Source organism: Actinoplanes sp. NPDC024001 (assembly GCF_040638955.1).
GTDB lineage: Bacteria > Actinomycetota > Actinomycetes > Mycobacteriales > Micromonosporaceae > Actinoplanes.
Window position 1 is genome coordinate 1 of record NZ_JBEZZB010000134.1, and the last position, 23240, is coordinate 23240.

Consider the following 23240-nt stretch of genomic DNA (forward strand, 5'->3'; position numbering starts at 1 on the left):
GGCGATCCCGCAGGGCCGGGCGATGCGCATGCCGCGTTGCGGGGCGACGCCGCCCCGCCGGGCGACGCCGCGCGATCGGATCATGCCGGCGGTGTGCCGGCGCCGGAGGACACTGACAGCTTCTCCGGCATCAAACCGCCCGCGCCGGGTGGCTGGGACCTCTACGAGACGGGCCCGGCCTATCTGCGGGCGCTGGAGGAGGGCCGGCCCGCGCGGGCGGTCTGGTCCGCGCTGCCCGGTGAGGACTGGCCGCTGCGGATCGCGGAGGCGGCCGCGGCCACCGTCCGCGGCGGGCGCGGCGTGGTCATCGTGGTGGCCGACGCCCGCGATCTCGACCGGGTCGATCAGGCTCTCGGCGCGGTCCTCGGCGAGGGCCGGCACGTCGCGCTGAACGCGGCGCTCGGCCCGGCCGAGCGCTACCGGCGGTTCCTCAAGGCGAGCCGGCACCAGGTACCGGTGGTGGCCGGCACCCGGGCCGCGATGTGGGCGCCGGTGCCGAAACTCGGGCTCGTGGTGATCTGGGACGACGGCGACGACCTGCACGCCGAGCCGCGGGCGCCCTATCCGCACGCGCGCGACGTGCTGCTCACCCGGGCGCAGCTCGCCGAGTGCGCGGCGCTGGTGGGCGGCTTCGCGCGCACCGGCGAGGGGCAGCTGCTCCTGGAGACCGGCTGGGCCCGTGAGATCGCCGCGCCGCGTGACGTGCTGCGTTCCCGGCAGCCGGCGATCTCGCCGACCGGGGACGATTCGCAGCTGGCCCGCGACCCGGGCGCGGTCAGTGCCCGGCTGCCCACGCTGGCCTGGCAGGCCGCCCGGCAGGCGTTGCAGGCCGGCGCTCCGGTGCTGGTGCAGGTGCCCCGGCGGGGCTATCTGCCGGCCGTGGCGTGCGCCGAGTGCCGCACCCCGGCGCGGTGCCCGCACTGTTCCGGCCCGCTCGGCCTGCAGGGGGCGCGGGACGTGCCGGTCTGCCACTGGTGCGGGCGGGCCGCCGCGGCCTACCACTGCCCGGTCTGCGAGGGGCGGCGGCTGCGCGCCTCGGTGACCGGCGCCCGGCGGACCGCGGAGGAGCTGGGCCGGGCGTTCCCCGGCGCGGCGGTCCGCACCTCGGGCCGCGACGAGATCTTGACCACGGTGGCCGCCGAGCCGGCTGTGGTGGTCGCCACGCCCGGCGCCGAGCCGCTGGCCGAGGGTGGCTACGGCGCGGTGCTGCTGCTCGACACCTGGGCGCTGCTGAGCCGTTCCGACCTGCGCGCCGCTGAGGAGACGATGCGCCGCTGGCTCAACGCCGCGGCCCTGGCCCGCCCGGGTCCCGAGGGCGGCCGGGTGATCGTGGTGGCCGACGCCTCGCTGGCGCCGGTGCAGGCCCTGCTGCGCTGGGACTCCGGCTGGTTCGCCGCCCGTGAGCTGGCCGAACGACGCGAGCTGGGGTTCCCGCCGGCGGCCCGGATGGCGAGCGTGACCGGCACCGCGACCGCCGTCGCCGAGCTGCTCTCGCTGGCCCGCCTGCCCGACGGGGTGGAGGTGCTGGGCCCGGTGCCCGCCGCCGAGGAGCAGGAGCGGATGCTGCTGCGGGTGTCCCGCTCCGGAGCCGCCGCTCTGGCGCACGCGCTGCACGAGGCCGCGGCCGTGCGCAGCGCCCGTAAGGCGGCGGTCACGGTGCGTGTCCAGGTGGATCCGGCCGACCTCTTCTGAGCATCGGCGGTCCGTAGACTGGTCGGGTGCCGTTCACCAGAGTCAGGAGTATCACCGCGTGACCGTCCAGCCCATCCGTCTCTTCGGCGATCCGGTGCTGCGCACGCCGGCCGATCCCGTCGTCGACTTCGACAAGGAACTGCGCAATCTGGTCAAGGACCTCGTCGAGACCATGCAGGACGAGGGCGGCGCCGGCCTGGCCGCCCCGCAGCTCGGCGTCGGCCTGCGGGTGTTCACCTTCGACGTGGACGACGTGGTCGGGCACATCGTCAACCCGGTGCTCTCCTTCCCCGACGAGGAGGAGCAGGACGGCCCCGAGGGCTGCCTGTCCATCCCGGGCATCTACATCGACACCAAGCGCCGGCAGAATGTCATCGCGGCGGGTTTCAACGAGCACGGTGACCCGATCCAGCTGGTCGGCACCGGGCTGATGGCCCGCTGCGTGCAGCACGAGACCGACCACCTCGACGGGGTGCTGTTCCTGGACCGGCTGGACGCCGCCGCCCGCAAGGACGCGATGAAGCAGATCCGCTCCGCGGAGTGGTATGACGCGGCCAAGCCCCCGACGATCAAGGAGAGCCCGCACGGCCGGGGCATCTTCGGTCTGGGCCGGTGAGCCGATGCGCCTGATCTTCGCAGGCACCCCCGAGGTGGCCGTGCCGAGCCTGGACGCGATCGCCGCCTCCGGCCACGAGCTGCTCGCCGTCGTGACCCGCCCCGACGCCCCGGCCGGCCGGGGCCGCCGCCTGGTCCGTTCGCCGGCCGGCGCGTGGGCCGACGAGCGGGGCATCGAGGTGCTCACCCCGGAGAAACCACGCGACCCGGAGTTCCAGGAGCGGCTGCGCGCCCTCGCGCCCGACTGCGTGCCGGTGGTGGCCTACGGCGCTCTGGTCCCGCCCTCCGCGCTGGAGATCCCGAAACACGGCTGGGTGAACCTGCACTTCTCGCTGCTGCCCGCCTGGCGCGGCGCGGCGCCGGTGCAGCACGCCGTCCTGCACGGTGACGAGGTGACCGGCGCCAGCGTCTTCGAGCTGGAGGCGGGCCTGGACACCGGCCCGGTCTACGGCACCCTCACCGAGCAGATCCGGTTCAACGACACCTCCGGCATGCTGCTCGACCGGCTCGCCGTCGAGGGCGCCGGCCTGCTCGTCGCGGTGCTGGACGCGATCGAGGCGGGCACCGCGCGGGCACACCCGCAGCCCGCCGACGGCGTCACGTTCGCGCCGAAACTGACCGTCGACGACGCGCGGATCCGCTGGGACGACCCGGCGTTCGCGGTGGACCGGCGGATCCGGGCGTGCACGCCGGCGCCCGGCGCGTGGACCACCCTGCGCGACGAGCGGCTGAAACTCGGCCCGGTCCGCCCGGTGGCCAATGTTCCGCACCTGCAGCCGGGTGAGCTGCTGGTGGAACGCAAGCAGGTGCTGGCCGGCACTGCGACCACCCCGGTGATCCTGGGTGAGGTCCGGGCGGCCGGAAAGAAACCGATGTCCGCCACCGACTGGGCGCGCGGCATGCGGATCGAAGCGGGGGAGAAGCTCTCTTGAGCGAGCACAGGGCCTCACGGCCGCACGGTGGCCGTCCGTCCCGGCCGGCCGGTCCCGGCCACGGCCGCGACGGGCGCAGTGGGCGGGCGCCGCGGGCCGGTCGCCCGCCGTCCGACCCGGCACGCCAGGCGGCGTACGAGGCGATTGCCGCCGTGCACCGCGACGACGCGTACGCGAACCTGGTCCTCGCCGACATCCTCGGCGGGATGGGCCTGCACGGGCGGGACGCCGCGTTCGCGACCGAGTTGACGTACGGGACGCTGCGCGCCGTCGGCACCCTCGACCTGATCGTCGCCGAGGCGGCCGGCCGGGAGGTGTCCCGGATCGACCCGCCGGCCCGTGACGCGCTGCGTCTCGGGGCCTACCAGCTGCTCTACACCCGGGTCCCGCCGCACGCCGCGGTGAACCAGACCGTCGACCTGGTGCGCTCGGTGGCGCCCGGCGCGGCCGGTTTCGCCAACGCGGTGATGCGCACCATCTCCGAGACCCCGCTGGAGGAGTGGCTGCAGCGGGTCGCCCCCGACTACGAGAGCGACCCGATCGCCAACCTCTCGGTGGTGCACCACCACCCGCAGTGGGTCATCCGGGCCTTCGCCGAGGCGCTCGGCGGCGACCTGGAGGACACCGCCCGGCTGCTGATCGAGGACAACCAGCCGCCGACGGTGCACCTGTGCGCACGGCCGGGGCGGGCCGACGCGATCGAGCTCGCCGACGAGGTCGACGGCGTGCCGGGCGCCTTCTCGCCGTACGCGGTGTATCTCAACGGCGGCGCGCCGCGCGACCTGGCCGCGATCCGGCAGCGTCGCGCCCACGTCCAGGACGAGGGTTCCCAGCTGGTCGCCGCCGCGCTGCTGGCCGCGCCGATCGAGGGCCAGGACACCCGCTGGCTGGACCTGTGCGCCGGCCCGGGCGGCAAGACCGGCCTGATCGGCGCGATCGCCTCCGCGCGGGGCGCCGAGGTGACCGCGGTCGAGGTGGCCGAGCACCGGGCCCGCCTGGTCGACCAGGCCACCGAGGGCATGCCGGTGACCGTGCTGCCGATGGACGGCCGTTCCGTCGGCCGCGACCCGGACCTGGCCGAGGAGTCCTTCGACCGGGTGCTCGTGGACGCGCCGTGCACCGGCCTCGGCTCGCTGCGCCGGCGGCCCGAGTCGCGCTGGCGCCGGCAGCCGGCCGACCTGCCGCCGCTCACCAAGTTGCAGCGGGAACTGCTGGTGGCGGCGCTGCGGGCGGTGCGCCCGGGCGGCGTGGTGGCCTATGTGACGTGCTCGCCGCACATGGTGGAGACGCAGGTCACGGTGAGCGAGGGGGCCCGGCGCAGCGGCGTCGAGGTCGACTTCGTGGACGCCCGGCCGCTGCTGCCGCCGGGCATGCCGGGGCTGGGCCCCGGCCCGACGGTGCAGCTGTGGCCGCACCGGCACGGCACCGACGCGATGTTCCTGGCGGTTCTGCGCCGCACGAGCTGATGGGGTGTGTCCCGCGAAGGAGGCGAGCCGGCCTCCTTCGCGGGTGAAGTCGCGACACCAAGCCGCGCGGCCCTTGCCACGGTGCAATCGGCTCGGTCATAGACTCGCAGCGTGGAACGATCGCCCATCATCGCGCCGAGCATCCTCGCCTCCGACTTCTCCCGTCTCGCGGAGGAGGTGCACGCGATCGAGGGAACCGCCGACTGGGTGCACGTGGACGTCATGGACAACCACTTCGTCCCGAACCTCACCCTCGGCCTGCCGATCGTGCAGAGCCTGCGCAAGGCGACGACCATCCCGTTCGACGTGCACCTGATGATCACCGACCCGGAGCGCTGGGCGCCGGGTTACGCCGAGGCGGGGGCGTACAACGTCACCTTCCACGCCGAGGCCTGCGAGGACCCGGTGGCGCTGGCCAAGACGCTGCGCGCCGCCGGCGCCAAGGCCGGGCTGGCGATCGACCGGGACACCCCGGTCGAGCCCTACCTGGAGCTGCTGCCCTATCTGGACACCGTCCTGATCATGACGATCAAGGCGGGTTTCGGCGGTCAGGCCTTCATGCCGGAGCTGCTCGGCAAGGTGCGTGACGTGCGCCGCCGGATCGACGTCAACGACCTGGAGGTCCGCGTCGAGGTGGACGGCGGCATCGCGGCCGACACCATCGAGCAGGCGGCCGAGGCGGGCGCCGACGCGTTCGTGGCGGGCACCGCGGTCTACGGCGCGACCGACCCGGCCGAGGCGATCCGGAAGCTGCGTGCCCTGGCCGCCGCCAAGATGGGGGTGGCGTGACCGGCCTCCGGAGGCCCATCATCGAGTTTTATGTCCCGGCGTGCGCAGGAAGGGTGCGATGAGCACGGCTGAGCCGCGGCCCGATACCGACTTCGAGCTGGAGGCGGAGGAGGGCCCCGATCTCATCCTGGTGGTGGACGACGACCAGGACATCGCCAGCTTCGTCGAGTTCAACCTCAAGGTGCAGGGTTTCGAGGTGATCCGGGCCAGGGACGGCCAGGAGGCGCTCGAGATGATGGAGACGCACCGGCCCGGCCTGGCGATCGTCGACTGGATGATGCCGCGGATGGACGGGGTCGAGCTGGTCCGCCGGCTCCGCGCCGAGCCGCTCACCTCGGCTCTGCCGGTGATCATGCTGACCGCGAAGAGCATGACCGTGGACAAGGTGGTCGGCCTCACCGCGGGCGCCGACGACTACCTGGTCAAGCCGTTCGACACCGCCGAGCTGATCGCGCGGGTGAGCACCACGCTGCGCCGGCACAAGGACGCCCGCGAGGTGTCGCCGCTGACCGGTCTGCCGGGCAACGCGCGGGTGCGCCGGGAGATCAGCGACCGGATGCGCAACGGCGGCGAGTACTCGGTCGGCTACATCGACATCGACCGGTTCAAGAGCGTCAACGACGTCTACGGTTTCGACCGGGGTGACGAGTTCATCATCGCGCTCGCCCGGAGCCTGCAGCGGGCCAGCGCGAAGATCGGCAAGCCGTCGATCTTCCTGGGGCACATCGGCGGTGACGACTTCGTCTTCATCTGCGCGCCGGATCAGGTGCTGCCGTTGACCAAGCGGACGGTCACCGACTTCGAGAAGGCGGCCGACGAGCTCTACGAGCCGAAGGACGCGCGGCGCGGTTTCATCGAGGTGCCGGACCGGCGGGGCAACAAGCAGAAGGCGGCCCTGGTGACGCTCTCGATCGGAGTGGCGCAGGCGACCGTGGACGGGCGCCGGTTCGCCGACCCCCGGGTGGTCATCGCCGTGGCCTCGGAGATGAAGAAGGTCGCGAAGTCGCAGCCGGGCTCCTATGTGGCTATCGACCGCCGGCGGAACGACTCGGAGTAGGCGCGTAGGCCGGGACGTACTCCTGACCGGTCAACGCCTGGATCCGGGCGATCAGTTCGTCGGTGACCGCCCGCACCTCCCCGGCAGCGGGCTCGGGGCCGGGCGCGGGCAGGGCGGGGCCGAACGTGACGGAGATCGCCCGGCGGCCTGAGCAGCGCGGCTCGGTGCCGCGGATGCCGACCGGCACGAGCGGGACGCCGGCCTGCGCGGCCAGCCGCACCGCCCCGGTGCGCCCCCGGTAGAGCCGGCCGTCGGGGGAGCGGGTGCCCTCCGGGAAGACCGCGACCAGCCCGCCCGCGCGCAGGATCGGCACCGCCGCCTCGAACGCGCTCAGCACGGCCCGGCCGCCGCCGCGCTCGACCGGGATGGCGCCCATCCCGGTGACCACCCGGCGGGTGACCGCACCGCGCAGCCCCGGCGTACGGAAATATTCCGCCTTCGCCCAGAACGCGACGTGCCGTGGCGCGGTCAGCCCGAGGAAGAGCTGGTCGCCGACGGACAGGTGGTTGGCGCAGAGGATCGCCCCGGTGCCGGCCGGGACGTGCTCGCGGCCGGTGACGGCGGGCCGCCAGATCGCCCGGACCACGGCACCGAGGGTGCGGTCGGTCAGCGCGTACAGCAGCGGGGCGCGGGTCATGTGTCGGCTCCCAGGTGGGCGGTGAGGATGGCGTCCAGGAACGGGGCCGGCGCCGACGCGCCGGTGGCGAGCTGCAGGCTGCCCCAGTTGCGCAGCTCGGCCATGCCGTGCAGGGCCGCCCACAGCGCGCCGGCGGTGACCTCGGCGGGCCGGTCCGCGGGCTCCGGATGGCACTGCGCGACCAGGCCCACCAGCAGCCGGAACAGCGGCAGGCCGGCCTCGCGCAGTCCCAGGTAGCCGCTCTCCAGCAGGTCGTGGCGGAACATCAGCTCGAACATGCCGCGCTCGGCGGCGGCGAAGTCGATGTAGGCGCCGGCCAGCGCGGCCACCCGGGCCCGCGGCTGCGGGGGCGCCGCGGCGAGGGCCGCGTCGATCCGCCCGGCGAGGTCGGCGAAGCCCTCGCGGGCGATCGCCGACAGCAGGGACAGGTGGGTGGGGAACCACCGCCGGGGCGCGCCGTGCGAGACGCCCACCCGCCGGGCCGTCTCCCGCAGTGTGAGAGCACTCGAACCCTGCTCGCGCAGCAGCTCGACGCCGGCGCGCACGAGGCGGCCGCGTAACCCCTGGTCGGGTTCCATAGACACTGTCTACCATCCGGCGTAGACAGTGTCTACGCCACCGCGCCGGGCTGCGCGATTGAGGCGAGTGCGGCAGGGTGGCAGACATGGACGTTGCCGCGCTCAGGGCCATCACGCCGGGCTGCAAGCACCGGCTCCATCTGAACAACGCCGGCGCCGGGCTGATGTCACAGCCGACGCTCGACGCGATGACCGCGCATCTGCGCGCCGAGGCCGAGCTCGGCGGTTACGAGGCAGCCGACGCCGCCGCCGACCAGATCGCCGGGGTGTACGCGGGGCTGGCCGAGCTGCTCGGCGGCCGCCCGTCCGAGATCGCGCTCTTCGACAACTCCACCCACGCCTGGCAGGCGGCGTTCTACTCGCTGCCGCTCAGCCCCGGCGACCGGATCCTCACCGGCCGCGCGGAGTACGGCAGCAACGTCTTCGCCTACCTCCAGGTGGCGCAGCGCTCCGGTGCGGAGATCGTGGTCGTTCCGAACGACGAGCACGGCCAGATCGACACCGCCGCCCTCGCCGGGCTGATCGACGAGCGGACCCGGCTGATCGGGCTCACCCACGTGCCGACCTCCGGCGGCCTGGTGAACCCGGCGGCCGAGGTGGGCCGGATCGCCCGGGCGGCCGGCGTGCCGTTCCTGCTGGACGCCACGCAGTCGGTCGGCCAGTTCCCGGTGGACGTCGAGCAGATCGGCTGCGACTTCCTCTGCGGCACCGGGCGCAAGTTCCTGCGCGGCCCGCGCGGCACCGGCTTTCTCTGGGTGCGGAAGTCGATCCTGGACCGGCTCGACCCGCACGTGGCCGAGATCCGGTCGGCGGTGTGGGAGGGCGGCCGGAACTTCTCCTGGGTGCCGGGCGCGCGGCGGCTGGAGACCTGGGAGAACAGCTACATCAACATCGTCGGGCTGGGCGCCGCCGTGCGGCAGGCCCTCGACCTCGGCATGGACGTGATCGGCCGGCGGACGGCGCAGCTCGGCGCCCGGATGCGGGGCCTGCTCGACGACACCCCGGGCGTGCGCACCTACGACCTGGGCGAGGTGCGCTGCGCCATCGTCACCGCGAAGGTCGACGGGATCCCGGCGGAGGAGGTGGTGACCCGGCTGGCCGCCTCCGGCGTCAACGTCACCGCGACCGAGGCGGACGACAACCAGTTCGACACCGAGGACCGCGGGGTGCACCCGCTCGTCCGGTTCTCGCCGCACTACTACAACACCTCCGACGAGCTGGAGCACGCGGCCGCCCTGGTCGGGGCCATGGTCGGCAAGCAGATGTGAAGTAGCTCGCCCCGTGGGTGGCAAAATCGCCGCCGCGTGCAAGACTCGTGGGTAACCCACCACGCGCTGGCGGGACTCGGTGAAATTCCGAACCGGCGGTGATCCGTTGCCCTTGACCGGGCATCGGTAAGCCCGCGACCCGGACGTCGCAGTTCGACGGACGGTGGACCTGGTGAGACTCCGGGGCCGACGGTTGATCAAGCGGCTTGCCGCTCGATCAGACAGTCCGGATGGGAGACAGCGCGCGGAATCGGATGGGGCGTGCCCTCGTGGCTCGTTCCCGACCGGGGTGCGCGAAGCGTACCCATCTGTCCGATTCCCGGCGTTATCTCCCTGCTTTCCTCAGCGCGTGACCGTGCCGCGCGAGAGGAACGTTCATGGTGACCGAGGACGAGGCGATGCGCCGCGCTGTCGCGCTGGCCGCCCGGGGCCTCGGCACGACCAGCCCGAACCCGGTCGTCGGCTGCCTGCTGCTCGACCCGGAGGGCGAGGTCGTCGGGGAGGGCTTCCATGCGTACGCGGGCGGGCCGCACGCCGAGATCGTCGCGCTGGCGCAGGCCGGCGAGCGGGCCCGGGGCGGCACCTGCGTGGTCACGCTCGAGCCGTGCAACCACACCGGCCGGACCGGCCCGTGCTCGGAGGCGCTGATCGCGGCCGGGGTGCGCCGGGTGGTCATCGCGGTCGACGACCCCACGCCGGTCGCGGCCGGCGGGGCGGCCACGCTGCGGGCCGCCGGCATCCAGGTGGCGACCGGGCTGCGCCGCGCGGAGGCCGAGCTCGGCAACGTCGCCTGGCTGACCGCGGTGCGCCGTGGCCGGCCCTACGTGACCTGGAAGTTCGCCGCCACGCTGGACGGCCGCTCGGCCGCCGCCGACGGCACCAGCCAGTGGGTCTCGTCGGCCGAGTCCCGGTCCGACGTGCACGTGCTGCGCAGCACGGTGGACGCCATCGTGGTCGGCGTCGGCACGATCCTCGCCGACGACCCACAGCTCACCGTGCGCGACCTGCGCGACGGCACGCTCGCCATCAAACAACCCCTGCGGGTCGTTGTCGATTCGTCCGGGCGTACGCCGGACAACGCCCGGGTGCGTGACGCGGCCGCACCCACCTGGATCGTCACCGTGGCCGCCGCCGGCGCCGGCCCGGAGGGCCGCGTCGACCTGAACGCGCTGCTCACCGGGCTCTATGCGCGTGGCGTGCGCAACGTGCTGCTGGAGGGTGGCCCGACGTTGGCCGGCGCTTTTCTGGCGGCCGGACTGGTCGATCGGGTGATCGGATACATCGCGCCGAAACTGCTCGGCGACGGCTTGACCGCCCTCGTCGGCGCCGGGGTCGGCACCATCGCCGACGCACTTGAGCTGGATTTCCTGGATATCGCGCAGATCGGCGGCGACCTGCGCTTCACCGCGACCCTGCGGCAGAAGCCTTCCGACCACCCCGCCCACCACCCAAAGATGGACTGAAGGAGTACCCGATGTTCACCGGAATCGTCGAAGAGCTGGGCGAGGTCGTCCGGCTCACCGAGAGCAGCGGCGACTCGGCGGTCATCGCCGTGCGCGGCCCGCTGGTCACCTCGGACGCCCGGGACGGCGACTCGATCTCCGTCAACGGGGTCTGTCTCACGGTCATCTACAACGTGGACGGCGTCTTCACCGCCGACGTGATGGGCGAGACGCTGCGCCGCTCGTCGCTCGGTGCTCTCCAGGTCGGCAGCAACGTCAACCTGGAGCGGGCCGCCGCGCTCGGCAGCCGCCTCGGCGGGCACCTGGTGCAGGGCCACGTCGACGGCGTCGCGCGGATCATCGGGCGGGAGCCGGCCGACCAGTGGGAGATCGTGCGCTTCTCCCTCCCCGCCGAGCTGGCGAAATATGTGGTCGAGAAGGGCTCGATCACGGTCGACGGGGTGTCGCTGACGGTTATGAAGGTCACGGACGACACCTTCGAGGTCGGGATGATCCCGGCCACCTCCAAGCACACCGTGCTGGGCAGCAAGGCCATCGGCGATCCGGTCAACCTCGAGGTCGACGTGATCGCGAAGTACGTCGAGAAGATGCTGGGGAGCCGCAATGTTTGAGAGCATCGAGCGCGCCGTCAAGGACATCGCGGCCGGCAAGCCGGTGATCGTGGTGGACGACGAGGACCGCGAGAACGAGGGTGACCTGATCTTCGCGGCCGAGCACGCCACGCCGGAGCTGGTCGCCTTCATGGTCCGCTACACGTCCGGTTACATCTGCGTCCCGCTGCCCGAGGACGAGGCCGACCGCCTCGAGCTGCCGCCGATGTACCACACGAACCAGGACGCCCGCGGCACCGCCTACGCGGTGACCGTGGACGCCCGGACCGGCGTCAGCACCGGCATCTCGGCCGCCGACCGCGCGCGGACCATCCGGCTGCTCGCCTCCGCCGAGACGCAGCCGGCCGATCTCTCCCGGCCCGGCCACATCGTCCCGCTGCGGGCCAAGTCGGGCGGCGTGCTGCGCCGGCCCGGCCACACCGAGGCCGCGATCGACCTGGCGGTGCTGGCCGGCTGCCGTCCGGCCGGGGTGCTCTGCGAGATGGTCAACGACGACGGCACCATGCAGCGCCGCCCGGACCTGGAGAGGTTCGCCGTCGAGCACGATCTCGCGCTGATCACCATCGCCGACCTGGTCGCCTACCTGCGTGACCGGCAGGAGCGCACGCAGGTCGAGCGGGTGGTGGAGACCCTGCTGCCGACCGAGCACGGCGTGTTCACCGCGGTCGGCTACCGCACCGAGGCCGACCACGGCGAGCACGTGGCGCTGGTCTTCGGCGACCTGACCGACGGCGAGGACGTGCTGGTCCGGGTGCACTCCGAGTGCCTCACCGGGGACGTCTTCGGCTCCAAGCGCTGCGACTGCGGCCCGCAGCTCGACGCCGCCCTGGAGCGGATCGCCGAGGCCGGGCGCGGGGTGGTGCTCTACATGCGCGGGCACGAGGGGCGCGGCATCGGCCTGCTGCACAAGCTGCAGGCCTACCAGCTGCAGGACCGCGGCTTCGACACGGTCGACGCGAACCTCGAGCTCGGCCTGCCGGCCGACGCCCGCGACTACGGCACCGGCGCGCAGATCCTCTACGACCTGGGCGTGCGCTCCATGCGCCTGCTCACCAACAACCCGGCCAAGCGCGCCGGCCTGGAGGGGTACGGGCTACGCGTCACCGGCCGTGAGTCGCTGCCGGTGCGACTGCACCCGGAGAACGTGCGGTACCTGCGGACGAAGCGGGACCGGATGGGACACCTCTTCGAGGCGTTGGGCTGACCGGTCCCCGCACGGGGGTGAAGAATGACGATCGACAAGGGGGGACTCACACATGGCCGGCTTCGGTGATCCGCACATGCAGACCGTCGACGCGGCCGGGCTCCGGCTCGGCATCGTCGGCTCGCGCTGGCACAACGAGCTGGTCGAGCACATGATCGCGCGGGCGAAGGCCGCCGCTGCGGCGTGCGGCGTCCAGGAGGTCTTCGTCGCCCGCGTGGCCGGCTCGGTCGAGCTGCCGGTGGTGGCGCAGGCGATGGCCCGCAAATACGACGCCGTGGTCGCCCTCGGCGTGGTGATCAAGGGCGAGACCCAGCACTTCGAGTACGTGTGCGACGCGGTCACCGCGGGCCTCACCCGGGTGTCGCTGGACGAGAGCGTGCCGGTGGCGCACGGAGTGCTGACCGTGCACAGCCTCGGGCAGGCCCGTGACCGGGCCGGCCTGGAGGACTCGATCGAGGACAAGGGCTGGCAGAGCACGGTCGCCGTGCTCGACGCCGCCCTCGCCATCCGCGAGGTCCAGAAAGCCTGAACCGCGGTGTGAGGTTCGGGTGCGCTGCGTGCCCGAACCTCACCCGGTCAGAGGCGGCCGGCTTCGATGATGCGGGCCAGGAACTGACGGGTCCGGGCTTCGACGGGGTCGCCGAGCACCTGCGCCGGTGGCCCCTCCTCGAGCACCCGGCCGCCGTCGAGGAAGGCCACCCGGTCGGCGACCTGCTTGGCGAAACCCATCTCATGGGTGGCCAGCACCATCGTCATCCCCTCGCCCTTGAGGTCACGGATCATGGTGAGCACCTCGCCCACCAGCTCCGGGTCGAGCGCCGAGGTGACCTCGTCCAGCAGCAGCAGCCGCGGCTGGTTGATCAGGGCCCGGACGATCGCGACCCGCTGCTGCTGGCCGCCGGAGAGCCGGTCCGGGTAGGCGCCGGCTTTCGCGGCCAGCCCGACCCGCTCCAGCCAGGTCATCGCCTGCTCCTTCGCCTCGGCAGCCGGGCGCTTGTGCACGCGGACCGGCGCCAGGGTGATGTTGTCCAGCACGGTCATGTGCGGGAACAGGTTGTATGCCTGGAAGACCAGCCCGATCCGCCGGCGCACCAGGTCGGCGTCGGCCCGCGGGTCGGTGATCTCCTCGCCGTCCAGGTGGATGGTGCCGTCGTCGACCTGCTCCAGCAGGTTCACGCAGCGCAGCAGCGTCGACTTGCCCGAGCCGGACGCCCCGATCAGCGCCACCACCTCGTGCTCGGCCACCTCCAGACCGAGGTCGTCGAGGATGACGTGGTCACCGAACGACTTGCGGATGTTCGTGCAGGAGAGAACCACTAGGACCCCGCGTTCTGTCGGCGCGCCGCCCGCAGGGTCACCCAGTCGGTGACCGCGATGAGCGGCAGGGCGAGCAGCATGAACAGCACCCCGGCCACCACGTACGGGGTGAAGTTGGCGTCCTGGGCGACACCGATCTGGGCCGCCCGGATCGCGTCGATCGGCCCGGCCAGCGAGATCAGGCCGACGTCCTTCTGCAGGGCCACCGTGTCGTTGAGCAGCGGCGGAGCGACCCGCCGGACCGCCTGCGGTAGCACCACGTGCCGCATCGCCTGCCGGTAGCTCAGCCCCAGCGAGCGGGCCGCCGCGATCTGGCTCGGGTGCACCGACTCGATCCCGGCGCGGAACACCTCGGCCAGGTAGGCGCCGTACGTGATGATGATCGCGGCGGCGCCCAGCACCAGCACGCTGGGCGTGCCCTGCAACCGCAGGCCGGGGATGCCGAAGGCGAACAGGTAGATCACGATGATCAGCGGCAGGCCGCGGAACGAGTACGTGTAGCCGGTGGCGATCGCGCGAACCGGGAAGGCGACCGGGCCGCGCAGCGTGCGCACGATCGCGACCAGCAGGCCCAAGGCCATCGCGAGGGTGGCGCAGACCACCAGCAGCCGCAGGTTCAGCCAGAGCCCGTCGAGGATCTCCGGCAGGTAGCGGACGGCCACGTCCCAGTCGAAGAACGAGGCCTTGACCCGCTCCCAGCCGGGGGCGCCGGTGATCGCGACGGTGAGCAGCGTGCCGACGACGGCGGTGGAGAGCGCCGCGAGAAGGACGGACCGGATCGCCTGCCGGCGGCGGTAGGCGATCCGGTCGAGCCGCCGGGCGGATGGTGCGTAGGTCACGAGAGTTCGGGAGCCCCGCCGGTGTCGGCCAGCCAGGTCTTCTCCAGCACGGCGAGGGTGCCGTCCTGGCGCAGCTGGTCGACCACCTTGCTCACGCAGCCGGTCAGCGGCGAACCCTTGTCGAGCACGATGCCGAACTGCTCGGGCACGCCGATCTGCGGCAGCTGGCCGACGATCACGCCGTTGTCCAGTTCGGCCGCGGTCATGTAGAACGCGGTCGGCAGGTCCACCACGATGCCGTCGACGGTGCCGTTCTCCAGCGCCGCCTTGGCGTCGTCGTTGTTGTTGTAGACCGACGGCTTGGCGGCCGGCTTGATCAGATCGGTGATCGCCTGGTAGCTGGTGGTGCCGACCTGGGCGCCGAGCTTGGCGTTCTTCAGGTCGGCCAGCGACTTGGCGCCGGCGATCTTCGAGCCCTTGGTGCTGATCACGGTCTGCCGCACCAGGTAGTACGGGGAGGAGAAGTCCACCGCCGCCTTGCGCTCATCGGTGATCGAGAACTGGTTGATGTCGATGTCGAACGCCTTGGGCCCGGGCGCGATCGCGTTGTTGAACGTCACCTGCGTCCACACCACGTTCGCCGTCTGGAAGCCGAGCCGGTCCGCCACCTCGTACGCGACAGCTGACTCGTACCCCTTGCCGTTGCTGGGGGTGTTGTCGCTGAACCATGGCTCGTACGCCGGGTTGTCGGTGCCGATGGTGAGCTTGCCCGGCGTCTTGGTGGCGAGGCTGCTGGGCGTGCACGCGTCGGCGGAAGCCGACGCCGGAGTGCCGGCGGTGGTGGTGTCGTCCTCGACCGGGGAGCATGCGGATAGCGCGGCGAACAGGAGGGCGACGCCGCCGAGGGCCACGGGGGAGTATCGGCTGACCATGCCGGGCAGCTTAGAAGACGTCCCAACCGCTGGGGGCGTTCGTCGTCAAGACGTGATGAGCTGCCACAATCGTTGCTCGTGAAGACGTTCGAAGAACTGTTCGCCGAGTTGCAGCGCAAGGCGGCGGAACAGACCCCCGGTTCGGGCACCGTCGAGGCGCTCGAACGCGGAGTCCACTTCATCGGCAAGAAGGTCGTCGAGGAGGCGGCCGAGTCCTGGATGGCCGCCGAGCACGAGGGGCCGGAACGGGCCGCCGAGGAGATCTCGCAGCTGCTCTACCAGGCCCAGGTGCTGATGATCGCTACCGGTCTGGAGCTCAAGGACGTGTACCGACATCTGTGACGTGCGTCCCGGCGACCCGTCAACCGATAGAAGGAGCACGTCCGATGCTGCGCATCGCCATTCCGAACAAGGGCACCCTCTCCACCCCCGCGTCGCAGATGCTGCGGGACGCCGGCTACCGCCAGCGCACCGACCCCAAAGACCTGATCTGCCGTGACGAAGCCAACAACGTCGAGTTCTTCTACCTGCGGCCGCGCGACATCGCGACCTACGTCGGATCCGGCGACCTGGACCTCGGCATCACCGGCCGGGACCTGCTGATCGACTCCGGTGTGCCGGCGACCGAGCTGCTCGACCTGAACTTCGGCGGGGCCACGTTCCGCTGGGCGGCCCCGTCCGGCACGCTGACCAGCGCCGACGAGATCGGTGGGCGGCGCATCGCCACCGCGTACCCCGGTGTGGTCAGCCGCTACCTGGCCGAGAACGACCTCAAGGCCGACGTGGTGCGCCTCGACGGCGCGGTGGAGAACGCGGTCCGGCTCGGCGTCGCCGACCTGATCGCGGACGTGGTCGAGACCGGCGCGACGCTGCGCCAGGCCGGCCTGGTCACCATCGGCGAGCCGATCATGCGGTCCTCGGCGATCCTGATCGGTCGCGGCGCCGAGGCGCCCACCGGCGCGGCGCAGCTGCTGCGGCGCCTGCAGGGTGTGCTGGTCGCGCGCAACTTCGTGATGCTCGCGTACGACGTCCGTGCCGACCTGCTCGAACAGGCGACCAGCCTGACCCCGGGCATCGAGTCGCCGACGGTCTCCCCGCTGCACCGCGAGGGCTGGGTCGCCGTGCAGGCCATGGTGCAGCGCAGCAGCGTGCACCGCGTCATGGACGAGCTGTACGAACTCGGCGCCCGTGCCATCCTGGTCACTGACATCGCCAACTGCCGGCTGTGATGTGATGACCGCCGTGACCTTCCGACCCAAGAAGATCCGCGCCGTCGCGGTGCCCGCGGCGCTGGCCGTTGCCGTCCTGTTCACCGCCATGAGCTTCGGGCTGAGCGGGAACGCCGGGTTCCAGGACTCGCGGATGACCTTCCAGCGCGGCGACCAGGCCGCCCTGATCGGTCTGGGCATCCTGCTGGGCCTGGGCATCCTGGCCTTCTGCCGTCCCCGGATCGTCGCGGACGACGAGGGCGTGCACGTGCGCAACCTGGTCGGCGGCTACGACCTGCCGTGGAGCGTGGTGCGCGCGGTCCGGTTCGACCGGAACTCGGCGTGGGCGCATCTGGAGCTGCACGACGACGAGCAGGTGCCGATCCACGCGCTCCAGGCGGTCGACAAGGACTACGCGGTGGACGGCGTGCGTACGCTGCGGGCCTTGCATTCCGCCGCTGGTGGCGCCTGATAGACTTGCCGGCAGTCGACCACGCCTGCGCGTAAGCGCTGGCGCGAAAGAGGAGCCCGCAGGTTCCCACCCGAGTCATTTCACATGGCCGGGTCCGGTCTCCCGAGCACGGGAATATCCCGTGCTTGGCGTGCGTCCTCCAGGGCGCCGATGACCGGTCGAGCGGGCCCCGGCATGCCGGGGCCTTCTGCTTTCCCGGCGTCCCGCGGCCAGCGGGACACTCGGGGCCGACCGCCATTGGCAGCGCCCGGCCTACCCGGCCGGGCGAGGATCCCAACTGAGGAGGCCCCATCAGCGTCGAACCACGCGTGAACGAACAGATCCGGGCTCGTGAAGTCCGTCTGGTCGGTCCGGAGGGTGAGCAGGTCGGCATCGTGCCGCTCGAGCGTGCCCTTCAACTGGCTGCGGATGTCGACCTGGACCTGGTCGAGGTTGCTCCGATGGCGCGGCCGCCGGTGTGCAAGCTCATGGACTTCGGCAAGTTCAAGTACGAGAGCGCACTCAAGGCCCGCGAAGCGCGGCGCAACCAGCAGCAGACCGTCATCAAGGAAATGAAGCTGCGGCCGAAGATCGACCCGCACGACTACGAGACCAAAAAGGGTCACGTGGTGCGGTTCCTCAAGGCGGGCGACAAGGTCAAGGTGACGATCATGTTCCGCGGTCGTGAGCAGAGCCGCCCCGAGCTGGGTTTCCGGCTTCTTCGCCGGCTCAGCGAGGAGATCTCCGAGCTCGGTTTCGTGGAGGCCAGTCCGAAGCAGGACGGCCGAAACATGATCATGGTGCTGGCACCTCACCGGGCCACGAAGGCCGCCGCCGCAGCCGCCGTCGCCGCGGGCGCCAAGCCCGCCCGTGAGCCGCGCGAGGGCGACCCGACCGAGGCTCCGTCAGCCGCTCCTGACACCACCGCAGAGTAATCAGTATTTCCCCGCGTCCCCGGGCGCGGGGAAAGATCAGAAAGAGGCGTCAAGTGCCGAAGATGAAGAGCCACACCGGCATGGGTAAGCGGGTGAAGGTCACCGGCAAGGGAAAGATCGTGCGCGAGCAGGCCGGTAAGCGCCACCTGCTGGAGCACAAGAGCTCCCACGTCACCCGCCGGATGACCGGCACGGTCGTTGTGGCCAAGGCCGACACCGCGCGAGTGAAGAAGCTTCTGGGCCGCTGACGCGCGCCTGACCAGTTCCCTGAAGGAGTTCTAGAAATGGCACGCGTCAAGCGGGCGGTAAACGCCCAGAAGAAGCGCCGTACCCTGCTCGAGTCCGCGAGCGGCTACCGCGGCCAGCGCTCGCGCCTGTACCGCAAGGCCAAGGAGCAGGTGCTGCACTCGATGCAGTACTCGTACCGCGACCGTCGCGACCGCAAGGGCGACTTCCGTCAGCTCTGGATCCAGCGCATCAACGCTGCCTCCCGGGCGAACGGCCTCACCTACAACCGCCTGATCCAGGGTCTGAAGCTGGCGGGCGTCGAGGTCGACCGGAAGATCCTCGCGGACCTCGCGGTCCACGACGAGGCGGCGTTCGCGGCCATCGTCGAGATCGCTCGCGCCGCTGTCGCGGCCGAGGGCACCGGCGGCGCCGCCGCTCAGGCTGCCTGATATCGCGTAGCACGTTTACGAGACGCCCTCCGGCCCGGGTCGGGGGGCGTCTCGCTGTCCCGGAGCCGTTCGCCGTCCTGAAACCGTTGTCCTGAAGTCGGAGCAGATGTTCACACCGCGTACCCCGAGAATCGTGGCGGCCCGGCGCCTGCAGCGCCGCAAGGACCGTGACCAGAGCGGGCGTTTCCTGGCCGAGGGGCCGCAGGCGGTGCGCGAAGCGCTCGCCGCCGGCGCCGTGCTGGAGCTGTTCGCCACCAGCGACGCGCTGGACCGGTACGCCGAGCTCGCCGCGCAGGCGCCGGAGGTCTCCCCGGTGACCGACGAGGCGATGCGCGCGATCGCGGAGACCGTCCATCCGCAGGGCCTGGTCGCGCTCTGCGAGCAGATCGACGTGCCGATCGGTAAGGCGCTGGTGAAGCAGCCGAGGCTGGTCGCGGTGGTCGCGGAGATCCGCGACCCGGGCAACGCCGGCACGGTGCTGCGCACGGCCGATGCCGCGGGCGCGGAGGCAGTGATCTTCGCCGGCGACGCCGTCGACCCCTACAACGGCAAATGTGTACGGGCGTCAGCCGGCTCGCTGTTCCACGTGGATGTCGTCCGCAGCCCGATGCCCATGATCGACCTGCTCCAGGACTCGGGTCTGCAGGTGCTCGCCACGAGCGGCGCCGGCGAGGACGACGTGGACTCGTTGCTGGACGGTGGGCTGCTGGCCGCGCCGACCGCCTGGTTGTTCGGCTCGGAGGCGCACGGGCTGCCCGAGTCGCTGCTGGCCGCCGCGGACCGCCGGGTCCGGGTGCCGATCTATGGCGCCGCGGAGAGCCTCAACCTGGCCGCGGCCGCCGCGGTCTGCCTATATGCTTCGGCCCGCGCGCAGCGCTGAGGGTATGCTGGGCCGCATGTCAGGTCACCTGTTTATGCGGCCCGCTGGTTGCGGGCGCCAGGTCTGACACTCTCCTGCGCGAACTCCGCTGACCGGCGGGCTGCGGCCGCGCCGCGCCTCCGTAGACTGCCCGATGGCCTTGCTTTAGTTGGCCCTGCCGGTGTTAGGGAGTTCGCCCGACCATGTCCTACCGCAACGATCCGTACGATCCGAAGCAGGCCGCCCTGCTCGCGCCTGAAGCTCTCGAGGGAGCGGTCGTGGACGCCGAGAAGGCGTTCGCTTCGGCCGCCGACCTCGACGCGCTCGCCGCGCTGAAGCCCGCGCACCTCGGCGACCGCTCGCCGGTGTCGCTGGCCCGCCGCGAGATCGGCTCGCTGCCGCCGGCCGCGAAATCCGACGCCGGCAAGCGCGTCAACGTCGCCCGGCAGGCCGTGCAGGCGGCGTACGACGCCCGCCACGCCGAGCTGGAGGCCGACCGGGCCGCCCGGGTGCTGGTCGAGGAGCGCGTCGACGTCACCCTGCCGTGGACCCGCCGCCCGCGCGGCGCCCGGCACCCGCTGACCACGCTGATGGAGCACATGGGCGACGTGTTCGTCGGCATGGGCTACGACATCGTCGACGGTCCCCAGCTGGAGCTGGAGTGGGCCAACTTCGACGCGCTCAACATCGGCCCGGACAACCCGGTGCGCGGCGCCATGGACACGTTCTACGTGGACCTGCCCGGCCTGGTGATGCGGACCCACACGTCGCCGGGCCAGGTGCGCACCATGCTCACCCGGCAGCCGCCGATCTACGTGGTCAGCCCCGGCCGGGCGTACCGGACCGACGAGCTGGACGCCACGCACAGCCCGGTCTTCCACCAGATCGAAGGTCTCGTCGTGGACGAGGGGATCACGCTGGCGCACCTGCGCGGCACCCTCGACCACTTCGCCAAGGCGATGTTCGGGCCGGACGCGCGGACCCGCTGGCGTCCGCACTACTTCCCGTTCACCGAGCCGTCGGCCGAGTTCGACGTCTGGTTCGCCCAGCACCGCGACGGCCCGCGCTGGGTCGAGTGGGGTGGCTGCGGCATGGTCAACCCGCGGGTGCTCACCGCCTGCGGCATCGACCCGGAGCGTTACAGCGGGTTCGCCTTCGGCATGGGTGTCGAGCGGACCCTGATGTTCCGCAACGGCGTCAGCGACATGCGCGACATGGTCGAGGGCGACGTGCGGTTCACCACGAACTTCGGAATGGAGTCCTGAAGCGATGAAGACGTCACTGTCGTGGCTGCGCGAGTACGTCGAGCTGCCCGCGGGGATCACCGCTTCGGAGCTGGACACGGCGCTGACCAACCTCGGCATGGAGGTCGAGTCCATCGTCGACCAGGCCGGCACGATCCTCGGTGACCTGGTCGTCGGCCGGGTGCTGACGATCGAGGAGCTGACCGGTTTCAAGAAGCCGATCCGGTTCTGCACGGTCGACGTCGGCCGCGACGCGCCGCAGGAGATCGTCTGCGGCGCCCGCAACTTCGCCGAGGGCGACCTGGTCGTGGTCATCCTGCCCGGTGGCGAGCTGCCCGGCGGTTTCAAGATCGGTGCCCGGAAGACGTACGGTCGCAACTCGCACGGCATGATCTGCTCGGCGGCTGAGCTGGGCCTCTCCGGCGACCACTCGGGCATCATCGTGCTCCCCGCGGACTCGGCCGAGCCGGGTGTGGACGCGCGGCCCGTGGTCGGGCTGGACGACGTGCTGATCGACGTCGAGATCACCCCGGACCGGGGTTACGAGATGAGCGTCCGCGGCATCGCCCGGGAGCTGGCCGGATATCTCTCCGTGCCGTTCACCGACCCGGCCGCCGGCGCCTTCGCCGAGGCCACGGCTGATGCCCCCTACCAGGTCACCGTCGAGGACACCGTCGGCTGCGACCGGTTCGCGGCCCGCGTGGTCCGCGGCATCGACCCGCAGGCGCAGTCGCCGGAGTGGATGCAGCGGCGGCTCATCGCGGCCGGCATCCGGGCCATCTCGCTGCCCGTCGACATCACCAACTACCTGATGCTCGAGTTCGGCCAGCCGATGCACGTCTTCGACCTGGACCGGCTCCGTGGCGGCCTGGTGGTCCGCCGGGCCCAGCCCGCGGAGAAGCTGACCACCCTGGACGGGGTGGCCCGGGTCCTCGACGCCGAGGACATGGTGATCTGCGACGAGACCGGGCCGATCTCGCTCGCCGCGGTGATGGGCGGCGAGACCAGCGAGTGGCAGCCGGGCACGGTCAACGTGCTGCTGGAGGCCGCCCACTGGGACCCGGTCATGGTCGGGCGCACCGCCCGGCGGCACAAGCTGTTCAGCGAGGCCGCCAAGCGCTGGGAGCGCGGCGTCGACCCGCAGCTGCCGCTGGTCGCGCTGGAGCGGGCCGTGGAGATCCTCACGGCGCACGCCGGCGGGACGGTCGACGAGCGGGTCCTCGACATCGACCACGTGGTGGCGCCGGCGCCGATCGCGCTGCCGGCCGACCTGCCGACCCGGCTGATCGGGCTGCCCTACTCCGCCGACCGGGTCGCCGAACTGCTCACCCAGGTCGGGTGCACGGTCAGCGGCGGCGACGTGCTCGAGGTCGTGCCGCCGTCCTGGCGTCCCGACCTGCTCGCCCCGATCGACCTGGTCGAGGAGGTGGCGCGGCTCGGCGGCTACAACTACATCCCGAGCGTGCTGCCGCCGGCCGGCAGCAGCAACGGGCTGACCACCGGGCAGAAGCGGCGCCGGTCGGTGGGCCGGGCGCTCGCCGAGAACGGGTATGTGGAGGTGCTGTCCTACCCGTTCACCTCGCCGGGGACGGCCGACGCGCTCGGGCTGCCGGCCGAGGACCCGCGGCGCAGCGCGGTGCGGCTCACCAACCCGCTGTCGGAGGAGGAGCCGCTGCTGCGGACCAGCCTGCTGGGCCCGCTGCTCGGCACGCTCAAGCGCAACATCGGGCGCGGCCACCGCGACGTCGCGCTCTTCGAGACCGGTACGGTCTTCCTGCCGCACCTGGCCGCGACCGCCCCGCCGGCGCTCGGCGTCGACCGGCGCCCCACCGACGAGGAGTGGGCGGCGGCCAACCAGATCGTCCCGGAGCAGCCGTGGCACCTCGCCGTGGTGCTCAGCGGCGACATCGAACCGGCCGGCTGGTGGGGCGCCGGGCGTCCGGCCGGCTGGGCGGACGCGATCGAGGCGGCACGGATCACGCTGAGCGCGGCGGGCGTGCCCGCCGACCGGGTCACGGTCCGCGCGGCCGAGCACGCGCCCTGGCACCCGGGGCGCTGCGCCGAGATCCTGGTCGACGGCACACCGGTCGGATACGCGGGCGAGCTGCACCCGGCCGTGCTGGCCGCCTTCGACCTGCCGAAGCGGACCGCCGCCGCCGAGCTCGACCTGGACGCCCTGCCCGAGGTGCCGGTCGTCGACGCGCCGCGGATCTCCACCTTCCCGCCGGCGCTGATCGACGTGGCGCTGGTCCTGGACCGGTCGGTGCCCGCCGGCGAGGTGCAGGCCGCCCTCGCCGAGGGCGCCGGGCCGCTGCTGGAGACGGTTTCGTTGTTCGACGTCTACGAGTCGGAGCAGCTTGGTGAGGGGAAGCGGTCGCTGGCCTACAAGCTGACCTTCCGCGCCCCCGACCGCACGCTGACCTCCGAGGAGACGATCGCGGCCCGCGACGCCGCGGTCGCGGTCACCGCCTCCCGTTTCGGCGCCACTCTCCGCGGCGCCTGACGATGTGACGGGGCGGCCACACT

Annotated in this window: 25 protein-coding genes and 1 riboswitch; of the genes, 20 read left to right on the forward strand and 5 right to left on the reverse strand. The window is 72.1% G+C overall.

Translation table 11 applies throughout. The features are described from left to right. The 6 genes from AB0F81_RS37450 to AB0F81_RS37475 form a co-directional block, all read left to right on the forward strand. Positions 1-1692: primosomal protein N' (locus AB0F81_RS37450; RefSeq protein WP_360205431.1), on the forward strand; the 1692-nt coding region annotated here is incomplete at its 5' end. A 58-nt stretch (positions 1693-1750) separates the two neighbouring features. Then, positions 1751-2308 (forward strand): peptide deformylase, encoded by a 558-nt coding sequence (def, locus tag AB0F81_RS37455; protein ID WP_360205435.1) that lies wholly within the window; start codon positions 1751-1753, stop codon positions 2306-2308. 4 nt (positions 2309-2312) lie between these two features. Then, positions 2313-3239 (forward strand): methionyl-tRNA formyltransferase, encoded by a 927-nt coding sequence (gene fmt, locus AB0F81_RS37460; RefSeq protein WP_360205437.1) that lies wholly within the window; start codon positions 2313-2315, stop codon positions 3237-3239. Continuing rightward, positions 3236-4705: a transcription antitermination factor NusB gene (locus tag AB0F81_RS37465; protein WP_360205440.1), complete on the forward strand. Its 1470-nt coding sequence runs from the start codon at positions 3236-3238 to the stop codon at positions 4703-4705. The genes fmt and AB0F81_RS37465 overlap by 4 nt, the downstream gene beginning before the upstream one ends. Positions 4706-4816: 111 nt before the next feature. Next, positions 4817-5494, forward strand: a complete 678-nt coding sequence (gene rpe, locus AB0F81_RS37470) for a ribulose-phosphate 3-epimerase (RefSeq protein ID WP_360205442.1) — start codon at positions 4817-4819, stop codon at positions 5492-5494. A 58-nt stretch (positions 5495-5552) separates the two neighbouring features. Further along, a complete protein-coding gene (locus AB0F81_RS37475; RefSeq protein WP_360205445.1) occupies positions 5553-6551 on the forward strand; it encodes a response regulator in 999 nt (332 codons plus the stop codon). On the opposite strand, the gene AB0F81_RS37480 is transcribed toward AB0F81_RS37475, so the two are convergent. Then, the gene (locus tag AB0F81_RS37480) at positions 6520-7188 is read right to left on the reverse strand and encodes a lysophospholipid acyltransferase family protein (protein WP_360205448.1); all 669 of its coding nucleotides are present in this window, start codon (positions 7186-7188) and stop codon (positions 6520-6522) included. The two genes, AB0F81_RS37475 and AB0F81_RS37480, sit on opposite strands and share 32 nt — an antisense overlap. Further along, the gene (locus AB0F81_RS37485) at positions 7185-7766 is read right to left on the reverse strand and encodes a TetR/AcrR family transcriptional regulator (RefSeq protein WP_360205451.1); all 582 of its coding nucleotides are present in this window, start codon (positions 7764-7766) and stop codon (positions 7185-7187) included. Before AB0F81_RS37485 ends, AB0F81_RS37480 begins: the two co-directional genes overlap by 4 nt. 86 nt (positions 7767-7852) lie before the next feature. Between AB0F81_RS37485 and AB0F81_RS37490 the strand changes: the two genes are divergently transcribed. From AB0F81_RS37490 to ribH, 5 genes are all read left to right on the forward strand, one after another. Beyond that, positions 7853-9034, forward strand: a complete 1182-nt coding sequence (locus AB0F81_RS37490; protein ID WP_360205454.1) for an aminotransferase class V-fold PLP-dependent enzyme — start codon at positions 7853-7855, stop codon at positions 9032-9034. A 61-nt stretch (positions 9035-9095) separates the two neighbouring features. Further along, positions 9096-9280, forward strand: a riboswitch (FMN riboswitch). A 131-nt stretch (positions 9281-9411) separates the two neighbouring features. Then, positions 9412-10497 (forward strand): bifunctional diaminohydroxyphosphoribosylaminopyrimidine deaminase/5-amino-6-(5-phosphoribosylamino)uracil reductase RibD, encoded by a 1086-nt coding sequence (gene ribD / locus AB0F81_RS37495; RefSeq protein WP_360205456.1) that lies wholly within the window; start codon positions 9412-9414, stop codon positions 10495-10497. 11 nt (positions 10498-10508) lie between these two features. Beyond that, positions 10509-11108 (forward strand): riboflavin synthase, encoded by a 600-nt coding sequence (locus tag AB0F81_RS37500; protein ID WP_360205459.1) that lies wholly within the window; start codon positions 10509-10511, stop codon positions 11106-11108. Next, positions 11101-12312 (forward strand): bifunctional 3,4-dihydroxy-2-butanone-4-phosphate synthase/GTP cyclohydrolase II, encoded by a 1212-nt coding sequence (locus AB0F81_RS37505; protein WP_360205461.1) that lies wholly within the window; start codon positions 11101-11103, stop codon positions 12310-12312. Before AB0F81_RS37500 ends, AB0F81_RS37505 begins: the two co-directional genes overlap by 8 nt. A gap of 52 nt (positions 12313-12364) precedes the next feature. Beyond that, on the forward strand, positions 12365-12841 hold the full coding sequence (gene ribH / locus AB0F81_RS37510; protein ID WP_360205463.1) for a 6,7-dimethyl-8-ribityllumazine synthase: 477 nt from the start codon (positions 12365-12367) through the stop codon (positions 12839-12841). Between the two features lie 47 nt (positions 12842-12888). Here ribH and AB0F81_RS37515 read toward each other — a convergent pair whose 3' ends face one another. Genes AB0F81_RS37515 through AB0F81_RS37525 form a run of 3 tightly spaced genes read right to left on the reverse strand, consistent with a single transcriptional unit; the run spans position 12889 to position 15340 of the window. Then, positions 12889-13629, reverse strand: coding sequence for an amino acid ABC transporter ATP-binding protein (locus tag AB0F81_RS37515; RefSeq protein WP_360205466.1), 741 nt, complete (start codon positions 13627-13629; stop codon positions 12889-12891). After that, complete coding sequence (locus AB0F81_RS37520; RefSeq protein ID WP_360205469.1) at positions 13629-14468, reverse strand: amino acid ABC transporter permease; 840 nt, start codon at positions 14466-14468, stop codon at positions 13629-13631. Before AB0F81_RS37520 ends, AB0F81_RS37515 begins: the two co-directional genes overlap by 1 nt. Then, the gene (locus AB0F81_RS37525) at positions 14465-15340 is read right to left on the reverse strand and encodes an ABC transporter substrate-binding protein (RefSeq protein ID WP_360205472.1); all 876 of its coding nucleotides are present in this window, start codon (positions 15338-15340) and stop codon (positions 14465-14467) included. Before AB0F81_RS37525 ends, AB0F81_RS37520 begins: the two co-directional genes overlap by 4 nt. Before the next feature lie 72 nt (positions 15341-15412). Here AB0F81_RS37525 and AB0F81_RS37530 point away from each other — a divergent pair, with 72 nt between their 5' ends. The 9 genes from AB0F81_RS37530 to pheT all read left to right on the forward strand — a co-directional run bounded on the left by AB0F81_RS37530 (position 15413) and on the right by pheT (position 23217). Next, complete coding sequence (locus AB0F81_RS37530; protein ID WP_229072420.1) at positions 15413-15682, forward strand: phosphoribosyl-ATP diphosphatase; 270 nt, start codon at positions 15413-15415, stop codon at positions 15680-15682. Positions 15683-15726: 44 nt separating this feature from the next. Beyond that, positions 15727-16569 (forward strand): ATP phosphoribosyltransferase, encoded by an 843-nt coding sequence (hisG, locus tag AB0F81_RS37535; protein ID WP_360205476.1) that lies wholly within the window; start codon positions 15727-15729, stop codon positions 16567-16569. A 4-nt stretch (positions 16570-16573) separates the two neighbouring features. Beyond that, the gene (locus tag AB0F81_RS37540) at positions 16574-17020 is read left to right on the forward strand and encodes a PH domain-containing protein (RefSeq protein ID WP_360205479.1); all 447 of its coding nucleotides are present in this window, start codon (positions 16574-16576) and stop codon (positions 17018-17020) included. A 308-nt stretch (positions 17021-17328) separates the two neighbouring features. After that, positions 17329-17934 carry a translation initiation factor IF-3 gene (gene infC / locus AB0F81_RS37545; RefSeq protein WP_360205482.1) on the forward strand — a complete coding sequence of 202 codons (606 nt, stop codon included), beginning with the start codon at positions 17329-17331 and terminating at the stop codon, positions 17932-17934. A gap of 53 nt (positions 17935-17987) precedes the next feature. Beyond that, complete coding sequence (gene rpmI, locus AB0F81_RS37550; protein WP_043528306.1) at positions 17988-18182, forward strand: 50S ribosomal protein L35; 195 nt, start codon at positions 17988-17990, stop codon at positions 18180-18182. 36 nt (positions 18183-18218) lie between these two features. Beyond that, positions 18219-18611 (forward strand): 50S ribosomal protein L20, encoded by a 393-nt coding sequence (rplT, locus tag AB0F81_RS37555; RefSeq protein ID WP_360205484.1) that lies wholly within the window; start codon positions 18219-18221, stop codon positions 18609-18611. A gap of 106 nt (positions 18612-18717) precedes the next feature. Further along, entirely contained in the window at positions 18718-19491 is a 774-nt protein-coding gene (locus AB0F81_RS37560; protein WP_360205487.1) for an RNA methyltransferase, read from the forward strand. 182 nt (positions 19492-19673) lie between these two features. Further along, a complete protein-coding gene (gene pheS / locus AB0F81_RS37565) occupies positions 19674-20735 on the forward strand; it encodes a phenylalanine--tRNA ligase subunit alpha (RefSeq protein ID WP_360205489.1) in 1062 nt (353 codons plus the stop codon). A gap of 4 nt (positions 20736-20739) precedes the next feature. Next, positions 20740-23217: a phenylalanine--tRNA ligase subunit beta gene (pheT, locus tag AB0F81_RS37570; protein ID WP_360205492.1), complete on the forward strand. Its 2478-nt coding sequence runs from the start codon at positions 20740-20742 to the stop codon at positions 23215-23217. Positions 23218-23240: the final 23 nt, after the last annotated feature.

Bases quoted from the DNA above. Each gene is read 5' to 3' on its own strand.
- pheS (WP_360205489.1), top strand. From the start codon at position 19,674: ATGTCCTACCGCAACGATCCGTACGATCCGAAGCAGGCCGCCCTGCTC.
- AB0F81_RS37480 (WP_360205448.1), bottom strand. From the start codon at position 7,188: ATGACCCGCGCCCCGCTGCTGTACGCGCTGACCGACCGCACCCTCGGT.
- hisG (WP_360205476.1), top strand. From the start codon at position 15,727: ATGCTGCGCATCGCCATTCCGAACAAGGGCACCCTCTCCACCCCCGCG.
- AB0F81_RS37525 (WP_360205472.1), bottom strand. From the start codon at position 15,340: ATGGTCAGCCGATACTCCCCCGTGGCCCTCGGCGGCGTCGCCCTCCTG.
- fmt (WP_360205437.1), top strand. From the start codon at position 2,313: ATGCGCCTGATCTTCGCAGGCACCCCCGAGGTGGCCGTGCCGAGCCTG.
- AB0F81_RS37560 (WP_360205487.1), top strand. From the start codon at position 18,718: ATGTTCACACCGCGTACCCCGAGAATCGTGGCGGCCCGGCGCCTGCAG.
- AB0F81_RS37500 (WP_360205459.1), top strand. From the start codon at position 10,509: ATGTTCACCGGAATCGTCGAAGAGCTGGGCGAGGTCGTCCGGCTCACC.
- AB0F81_RS37540 (WP_360205479.1), top strand. From the start codon at position 16,574: ATGACCGCCGTGACCTTCCGACCCAAGAAGATCCGCGCCGTCGCGGTG.
- AB0F81_RS37475 (WP_360205445.1), top strand. From the start codon at position 5,553: ATGAGCACGGCTGAGCCGCGGCCCGATACCGACTTCGAGCTGGAGGCG.
- ribH (WP_360205463.1), top strand. From the start codon at position 12,365: ATGGCCGGCTTCGGTGATCCGCACATGCAGACCGTCGACGCGGCCGGG.
- rplT (WP_360205484.1), top strand. From the start codon at position 18,219: ATGGCACGCGTCAAGCGGGCGGTAAACGCCCAGAAGAAGCGCCGTACC.
- AB0F81_RS37490 (WP_360205454.1), top strand. From the start codon at position 7,853: ATGGACGTTGCCGCGCTCAGGGCCATCACGCCGGGCTGCAAGCACCGG.
- AB0F81_RS37505 (WP_360205461.1), top strand. From the start codon at position 11,101: ATGTTTGAGAGCATCGAGCGCGCCGTCAAGGACATCGCGGCCGGCAAG.
- ribD (WP_360205456.1), top strand. From the start codon at position 9,412: ATGGTGACCGAGGACGAGGCGATGCGCCGCGCTGTCGCGCTGGCCGCC.
- pheT (WP_360205492.1), top strand. From the start codon at position 20,740: ATGAAGACGTCACTGTCGTGGCTGCGCGAGTACGTCGAGCTGCCCGCG.
- AB0F81_RS37485 (WP_360205451.1), bottom strand. From the start codon at position 7,766: ATGGAACCCGACCAGGGGTTACGCGGCCGCCTCGTGCGCGCCGGCGTC.